We start from the raw sequence: 7688 nt of genomic DNA on the forward strand, positions 1-7688 counted from the left end.
CCCCGGGGCAGGGGCAGGAGGAGGCCGACCGCGAGCCGCTGATCCTCTACGCCCTGGACACCACGGCCCAGCGCCAGCTCGAGCAGCAGATCGCGCAGACCCAGAAGATGGACACCGTCGGGCAGCTCGCCGGCGGCATCGCGCACGACTTCAACAACGTCCTCCAGGCGATCATCGGCTACTCGGACCTGCTTCTGGCGAGCCACAAGCCGACCGACCCGGCCTTCCAGGACATCATGCAGATCAAGCAGAACGCCAACCGGGCGGCGGGCCTCGTGCGCCAGCTCCTGGCGTTCTCGCGCCGGCAGACGCTGCGGCCGGAGGTGATGAACGTCGGCGAGGCGCTCTCGGAGCTGACGCTGCTGCTGAAGCGCCTGCTCGGCGAGCGCGTCGGGCTCGACCTCAAGCACGGGCGCGACATCTGGCCGGTGAAGGCCGACGTGAACCAGTTCGAGCAGGTGATCGTGAATCTCGCGGTGAACGCCCGCGACGCGATGCCCGGCGGCGGCCGCCTGCTGATCCGCACCGCCAACGTGCTCGACCCGGGCGCGGCGGCCAAACCCGACGGGCGCGGCGGCGCGCCGGCCGGCGACCACGTCCTGATCGAGGTGCTCGACACCGGCGAGGGCATCCCGTCCGACCTGATGGAGAAGATCTTCGAGCCGTTCTTCACCACCAAGGAGATCGGCAAGGGGACCGGCCTCGGCCTCTCGACGGTGTTCGGCATCGTCAAGCAGTCCGGCGGCACCATCGACGTGCAGTCGACGGTGGGCGAGGGCACCAGCTTCCGGATCTACCTGCCGCGCCACGAGCCCGCGGCCCTGCCCGAGCCGGCGCCGGCGCTGCCGCCGGCCGCGGCCGACGCGTCCGTTTCTGCGGCCGGCGCGCAGCCGGGGGGAGAGAACTTCGTCCTCGTCGGCGATCCGAAGGCCACGACGGCTCCGAAGACGCCTCCGCGAAAGCCCTCGGCCGACCATACCGGGCAGGGGGTGATTCTCCTCGTCGAGGACGAAGACCCGGTCCGCGCCGTCAACAGCCGCGCGCTCTCGGCCCGCGGCTACACCGTGCTCGAGGCCGCCTCCGGCATCGACGCGCTCCACATCGTGCGCGAGGGCGGCCATCAGATCGACCTCGTCGTCTCCGATGTGGTGATGCCGGAGATGGACGGCCCGACCCTGCTGCGCGAGATTCGCAAGCACCTACCGGACCTCAAGGTGATCTTCGTCTCGGGCTACGCCGAGGACGCGTTCCGCAAGAACCTGCCCGAGGGCGAGACCTTCAACTTCCTGCCCAAGCCCTTCAGCCTCAAGCAACTCGTCGAGACGGTGAAGGCGACGATGGCCGAGCCGTAAGGCGGCGGGCAGGCACGGAGATGACTCCTCATGGGGGCGATTCCACCCTTGCCCGATGAGAACAAAATAGGTACATCAAATGCAGGTTCCGGCGCATTGAGATGCGCGCCCAACCCCTGCATAAGGATGCCGAACGATGGCTCAGGCCGCACTGAAAGTGGTGGAAACCCCCGGCATGGTGGACAAGGACAAGGCGAAGGCGATCGACGCCGCGCTGTCCCAGATCGAGCGGGCCTTCGGCAAGGGCTCGATCATGCGGCTCGGCAAGAACGACAAGATCGCGGAGGTCGAGACCGTCTCGACCGGCTCGCTCGGCCTCGACATCGCGCTCGGCGTCGGCGGCCTGCCGCGGGGCCGCGTCATCGAGATCTACGGGCCGGAATCCTCGGGCAAGACCACGCTCGCGCTCCACACCATCGCCGAGGCCCAGAAGACGGGCGGCGTCTGCGCCTTCGTCGACGCCGAGCACGCCCTCGATCCGATCTATGCGCGCAAGCTCGGCGTCCAGCTCGACGACCTGCTGATCTCGCAGCCCGATACCGGAGAGCAGGCGCTCGAAATCACCGATACGCTGGTGCGCTCCGGCGCCATCGACGTGCTCGTGGTCGACTCGGTGGCGGCACTGACGCCCCGCGCCGAGATCGAGGGCGAGATGGGCGACAGCCAGCCCGGCCTCCAGGCGCGCCTGATGAGCCAGGCCCTGCGCAAGCTCACCGGCTCGATCTCGCGCTCGAAGTGCATGGTGATCTTCATCAACCAGATCCGGATGAAGATCGGCGTGATGTACGGCAGCCCGGAGACGACCACCGGCGGCAACGCGCTGAAGTTCTACGCCTCGGTCCGCCTCGACATCCGCCGCATCTCGACCCTGAAGGATCGCGACGAGGCGATCGGCAACCAGGTCCGCGTCAAGGTCGTCAAGAACAAGGTCGCGCCGCCGTTCAAGCAGGTCGAATTTGACATCATGTTCGGCGAGGGCGTGTCGAAGGTCGGCGAGCTGATCGACCTCGGCGTCAAGGCCGGCATCGTCGAGAAGTCCGGCGCCTGGTTCTCCTACAACAGCCAGCGCCTCGGCCAGGGCCGCGAGAACTCGAAGGGGTTCCTGCGCGACAACCCCGAGATCGCCGGCAAGATCGAGGCGTCGATCCGGCAGAATTCCGGGCTCGTCGCCGAGAAGATCCTCGAGAACGCCAAGCCGACCGAGGACGAGCTCGACGAGGGCGAGGCGTAAGTCCCGCACCGCCTCGAATCAGCCATCCAGAACGAAGAAGCGCGCCGGCCCGAGAGGGCGGCGCGCTTCTTCATGTCAGGGCCAACGAATCGAAAAGCGCCGGCCGAGTGAATCTCAGGCCGAAAAGCCCGTCGGCTCGAACAGAAAGTCGTCCACCGTCGGAATGCTGACCGAAAGACCGGCATAGGCCGGCTTCGACAGGCGCCACGGGCGCTCGGCGCGGGCGCGGATCGCCTCGGAGGGGCGCAGGCGGCGCAGCGAGCCCTCCGGCTCGACCTCCTCCACGGCGAGGAACCCGTAGACCTGCAGGCGGGACGCGATGAGCTTGGTCTCGCGATCGCCCGCGGCCACCGTGAGCGTCCCCGTGGCGTAGACCGCATCCATCAGCGCGCGCTGCTCGGACCGGCGTCGGGCCTGCCCCTCGCGCACGCCACCCTCGTACGGCAGAGGCCGGCCCGCGGCGGCGATCCGCCGGAAGGGGACGACGTTCTCGGCCGCACTCGAAACGCTACCCATACGCATCACCCTGACCGTCGACATCGCGAACCGCCGGGGGCGCAGCGCGCCGCCCCGACGAAGCGGAGAATTCGACCAATCGCTTTAATCTTCCGTGAGCGATGTCGGCCCGCATCCGGCACGACCTGCCCCGATCCGGCACGCCACGCCCGGATTGACGGGCCGCCCCGCACGGGGAACACAGCACCGCATCGGGCGGAGACGAGGATTTCGGGGCGATGCGGGGACGCGTTCTGGCGGTTGCGGAAGCCTCGGCCCCGGGCCTCGTCGCGGGCGACGACGGACGCCGCTACGCCTACGGCCTGACCGACCTGTGCAGCGCCGCCCCGCACGCCGGCGAGGCAGTCGACTTCCAGGTCGAGCCCGGATCGGGCGATTCGGCCCGGCCGATCGGAACGGCGCGAGACCTGTACCTGATTCCCGGCGTCGTGCCGGCCTTCCCGGAGGCTCCGACGCACCCGGTGGCGCTCCACGGCGCAGCCAGGCCGGACTGGACGCGCTTCTATCTCAGCCCGAACGGACGCGTCGCCCTCGGCGACTACTGGCTCTACGGCTTCCTCGTCCTGTTCGCCGTCAACCTGCTGCTGGGCTGGATCCCGGTCTTCGGCCAGATCGCTTCGCTCGTCGCCGCCTGGGCCGGCATCGCGCTCGCGACCAAGAGGTGCCACGACGTAAACCGCAGCGGCTGGTGGAGCTGGCTGCCGATCGTTCCGCTCGTAGCGGGGTTGGCGGCGGTTCCCCTGGCGCTGTCGAACGCCGGAGACGCCGCCGTCGCGGTCGTCGTGGTCTGCAGCCTCCTCGCCCTGATCGCCGGCGCATGGCTGTTCTTCGCCGTCCTGATCCGCCAGGGCGACCCGGGCGACAATCGCTTCGGCCCGCCGCCGCCCCGCATAAAACCTTAACCTCTCGTCGGAGGCGAGATTATCGGCCGGAAACCATTGACCCACCCGGCGATGGAGGCTAGAAGCGCGCCACTTCGAACGGCCCGGGGGCTGCTGACGAGGCTGGGCGACAAGCCCGACCGACCGTCGACGACGCGCCGAACCACCGTCGAAGGCTCACATCGCCTGACGTCCTCGTCAGATCAGTAGGTACGAGCGCGCCTGCCTCAACAGGGGTGCTCCTCTGCCGACAGCGCGCCAAGGGTCCTCACCGACCCCTGGCGCATATTCGTTTTGCGGATTTCCCTTCGGGGGCATTCGTGGGCGGCTCCGCAGGGAGCCACGTTACGTCGCACGGGATCGCGCAGCGCCGCGATCCGGAGGAAGAGGGCACCAGATGCCGACGATCAACCAGCTGATCGCGCAGCCGCGGAAGATCCAGCGGAGCCGCAACAAGGTGCCGGCGCTCAACGCCTGCCCGCAGAAGCGCGGCGTCTGCACCCGCGTCTACACGACGACCCCGAAGAAGCCGAACTCGGCGCTCCGCAAGGTCGCCAAGGTCCGCCTCACCAACGGCTTCGAGGTGATCGGCTACATCCCCGGCGAAGGCCACAACCTTCAGGAGCACTCGGTCGTCATGATCCGTGGCGGCCGCGTGAAGGACCTTCCGGGCGTGCGCTACCACATTCTGCGCGGCGTGCTCGACACGCAGGGCGTCAAGAACCGCAAGCAGCGCCGCTCCAAGTACGGCGCCAAGCGTCCGAAGTAAGCACGACCCGCCCGGACGTTTGGTCTGGGCGGACATCACGGCATTCCACTGCCTCGTAAGGATGTCGCCGGCGCTCCGAAGGGAGTTGCTCAAGGCGGCCTGCGCGGGGTGCTTAGACCCTTTGTCGTTCGAAAGAACCCGCCATGTCCCGTCGCCATTCCGCAGAGAAGCGTGAGATCATCCCCGACCCGAAGTACGGGGACATCGTTCTCACCAAGTTCATGAATTCGATCATGTACGAGGGCAAGAAATCGGTTGCCGAGCGGATCGTCTACGGCGCCTTCGAGATCGTCGAAAACCGCGCCCGCGCCAACCCGATCGAGGTGTTCCGCGCCGCGCTCGAGAACGTCGCACCGATGATCGAGGTGCGCTCCCGCCGCGTCGGCGGCGCGACCTACCAGGTTCCCGTCGAGGTCCGCACCGAGCGCCGTCAGGCGCTGGCGATCCGCTGGCTGATCCAGGCCGCCCGCGGCCGCAACGACCGCACCATGGTCGAGCGCCTGTCGGCCGAATTCCTCGATGCCGCGAACAATCGCGGCAACGCCGTCAAGAAGCGGGAAGACACGCACCGGATGGCTGAAGCCAACCGCGCCTTCTCGCACTACCGCTGGTAAGCGGCCCGACGCCCCTTTCGGAGAGATCCCGATGCCCCGCACCCACGCGATCGAGGACTACCGCAACTTCGGCATCATGGCCCACATTGATGCCGGCAAGACCACGACCACCGAGCGGATCCTCTACTACACCGGCAAGTCCCATAAGATCGGCGAGGTCCATGAGGGCGCCGCCACCATGGACTGGATGGAGCAGGAGCAGGAGCGCGGCATCACGATCACGTCCGCCGCGACGACGTGCTTCTGGCGCGAGAAGCGCCTGAACATCATCGACACGCCCGGCCACGTCGACTTCACCATTGAGGTGGAGCGCTCGCTCCGCGTGCTCGACGGCGCGGTGTGCGTGCTCGACGGCAACCAGGGCGTCGAGCCCCAGACCGAGACCGTCTGGCGCCAGGCCGACAAGTACGACGTGCCGCGCGTCGTGTTCGTCAACAAGATGGACAAGATCGGCGCCGACTTCTTCAAGTGCGTCGCCGACATCATCACGCGCGTCGCGGGCAAGCCGGTCTGCCTGCAGCTGCCGATCGGCGCCGAGAGCACCTTCCGCGGCGTGATCGACCTGATCAAGATGAAGGCGATCGTCTGGTCGGGCGAGGCGCTCGGCGCCAACTACGACGAGGAAGAGATCCCCGCCGACCTCAAGGATCAGGCGGTCGAGTACCGCACCAAGATGATCGAAGCCTGCGTCGAACTCGACGACGAGGCGATGACCGCCTACCTCGACGGCGTCGAGCCGAGCGAAGAGACCCTTCGCATGCTCGTCCGCCGCGCCGTGCAGCTGCGCGCCTTCCACCCGGTGCTCTGCGGCTCGGCGTTCAAGAACAAGGGCGTGCAGCCCCTGCTCGACGCGGTCGTCGACTACCTGCCGTCTCCCGCCGACCGCGGCGAGATCAAGGGCCTCGACTTCAAGACCGAGGAAGAGATCGTCCGTCATCCGACCGACAGCGATCCCTTCTCGATGCTCGCCTTCAAGATCATGGACGACCCGCATGTCGGGACGATCACGTTCTGCCGCGTGTACTCGGGCAAGATCGAGTCGGGCGCCAACGTGCTCAACTCCTCGCGCGACAAGAAGGAGCGCGTCGGCCGCATGCTCCTGATGCATGCCAACAACCGTGAGGACGTCAAGGAGGCCTTCGCCGGCGACATCGTCGCCCTGGCCGGCCTCAAGGACACCCGCACCGGCGACACGCTGTCGGACCCGGTCAAGGTCGTGATCCTCGAGAAGATGGAGTTCCCCGAGCCCGTCATCGAGATCGCGGTCGAGCCGAAGTCGAAGGCTGACCAGGAAAAGCTCGGCATCGCGCTCGCCAAGCTCGCGGCCGAGGACCCGTCCTTCCGCGTCTCCACCGACCAGGAGTCGGGCCAGACCATCCTTCGCGGGATGGGCGAGCTCCACCTCGACATCAAGGTCGACATCCTGCGCCGCACCTACAAGGTCGACGCGAACATCGGTCAGCCGCAGGTGGCGTACCGCGAAAAGCTGACCCGGCGGACCGAGATCGACTACACCCACAAGAAGCAGACCGGCGGTACCGGCCAGTTCGCGCGGGTGAAGTTCGTGGTCGAGCCGAACGAGCCCGGCAAGGGCTTCGAGTTCGCCTCGAAGGTGATCGGCGGCGCGGTACCCAAGGAGTACATCCCGGGCGTCGAGAAGGGCCTCAACTCGGTCCTCGGCGCCGGCATTCTCGCTGGCTTCCCGGTGGTCGACATCAAGGTGGAGCTGATCGACGGCGCTTACCACGACGTCGACTCCTCGGCGCTGGCCTTCGAGATCGCGTCCCGCGCGGCTCTTCGCGAGGCGTTGCAGAAGGGCGGCTCCGTGCTGCTCGAGCCGGTGATGAAGGTCGAGGTCGTCTCGCCGGAAGAGTATACCGGCTCGGTGATCGGCGACCTCAACTCCCGCCGCGGCCAGATCCAGGGCCAGGACATGCGCGGCAACGCGAACGTCATCAACGCGATGGTGCCGCTCGCCAACATGTTCGGCTACGTGAACCAGCTGCGCTCCTTCTCGCAGGGCCGCGCCAACTTCACGATGCAGTTCGACCACTACGAGGAAGTGCCGCGCGGCGAAGCCGACAAGGTCATCGCCAAGTACGCCTAGCTCCAGTACGCGTAAGCCGATCCTCGACATCCCATCCGCGACGCCGGCCTGACCGCAGGCCCGGCGCGCACCACTCACCGAACCGGAGGCTACCATGGCCAAAGAGAAGTTTGCCCGCACGAAGCCGCACTGCAACATTGGCACGATCGGTCACGTCGACCACGGCAAGACGTCGCTGACGGCGGCGATCACGAAGGTCCTGGCGGAGTCCGGCGGGG

8 protein-coding genes are annotated in these 7688 nt (G+C 67.5%); 7 read left to right on the forward strand and 1 reads right to left on the reverse strand.

The annotated features are described in order from the left end of the window. Window positions 1-1352: response regulator (locus FV234_RS24500; RefSeq protein WP_147832241.1), on the forward strand; the 1352-nt coding region annotated here is incomplete at its 5' end. Between the two features lie 136 nt (window positions 1353-1488). Next, window positions 1489-2583, forward strand: coding sequence for a recombinase RecA (gene recA, locus FV234_RS24505; RefSeq protein ID WP_147754337.1), 1095 nt, complete (start codon window positions 1489-1491; stop codon window positions 2581-2583). Window positions 2584-2697: 114 nt separating this feature from the next. Here the strand turns inward: recA and FV234_RS24510 are convergent, their stop codons facing one another. Continuing rightward, on the reverse strand, window positions 2698-3099 hold the full coding sequence (locus FV234_RS24510) for a hypothetical protein (RefSeq protein WP_147832243.1): 402 nt from the start codon (window positions 3097-3099) through the stop codon (window positions 2698-2700). Window positions 3100-3317: 218 nt separating this feature from the next. Between FV234_RS24510 and FV234_RS24515 the strand changes: the two genes are divergently transcribed. From FV234_RS24515 to FV234_RS24535, 5 genes are all read left to right on the forward strand, one after another. Beyond that, the gene (locus tag FV234_RS24515; protein WP_147832245.1) at window positions 3318-4001 is read left to right on the forward strand and encodes a DUF805 domain-containing protein; all 684 of its coding nucleotides are present in this window, start codon (window positions 3318-3320) and stop codon (window positions 3999-4001) included. Between the two features lie 376 nt (window positions 4002-4377). Continuing rightward, window positions 4378-4749 carry a 30S ribosomal protein S12 gene (rpsL, locus tag FV234_RS24520; protein ID WP_066927123.1) on the forward strand — a complete coding sequence of 124 codons (372 nt, stop codon included), beginning with the start codon at window positions 4378-4380 and terminating at the stop codon, window positions 4747-4749. Window positions 4750-4892: 143 nt separating this feature from the next. Next, complete coding sequence (rpsG, locus tag FV234_RS24525) at window positions 4893-5363, forward strand: 30S ribosomal protein S7 (protein ID WP_147728202.1); 471 nt, start codon at window positions 4893-4895, stop codon at window positions 5361-5363. A 31-nt stretch (window positions 5364-5394) separates the two neighbouring features. Continuing rightward, window positions 5395-7470, forward strand: a complete 2076-nt coding sequence (fusA, locus tag FV234_RS24530; RefSeq protein ID WP_147754335.1) for an elongation factor G — start codon at window positions 5395-5397, stop codon at window positions 7468-7470. 94 nt (window positions 7471-7564) lie between these two features. After that, a partial coding sequence (locus FV234_RS24535) for a GTP-binding protein (RefSeq protein ID WP_246686237.1) occupies window positions 7565-7688 on the forward strand: 124 nt, incomplete at its 3' end.

The organism is Methylobacterium sp. WL8 (assembly GCF_008040045.1).
GTDB lineage: Bacteria > Pseudomonadota > Alphaproteobacteria > Rhizobiales > Beijerinckiaceae > Methylobacterium > Methylobacterium cerastii.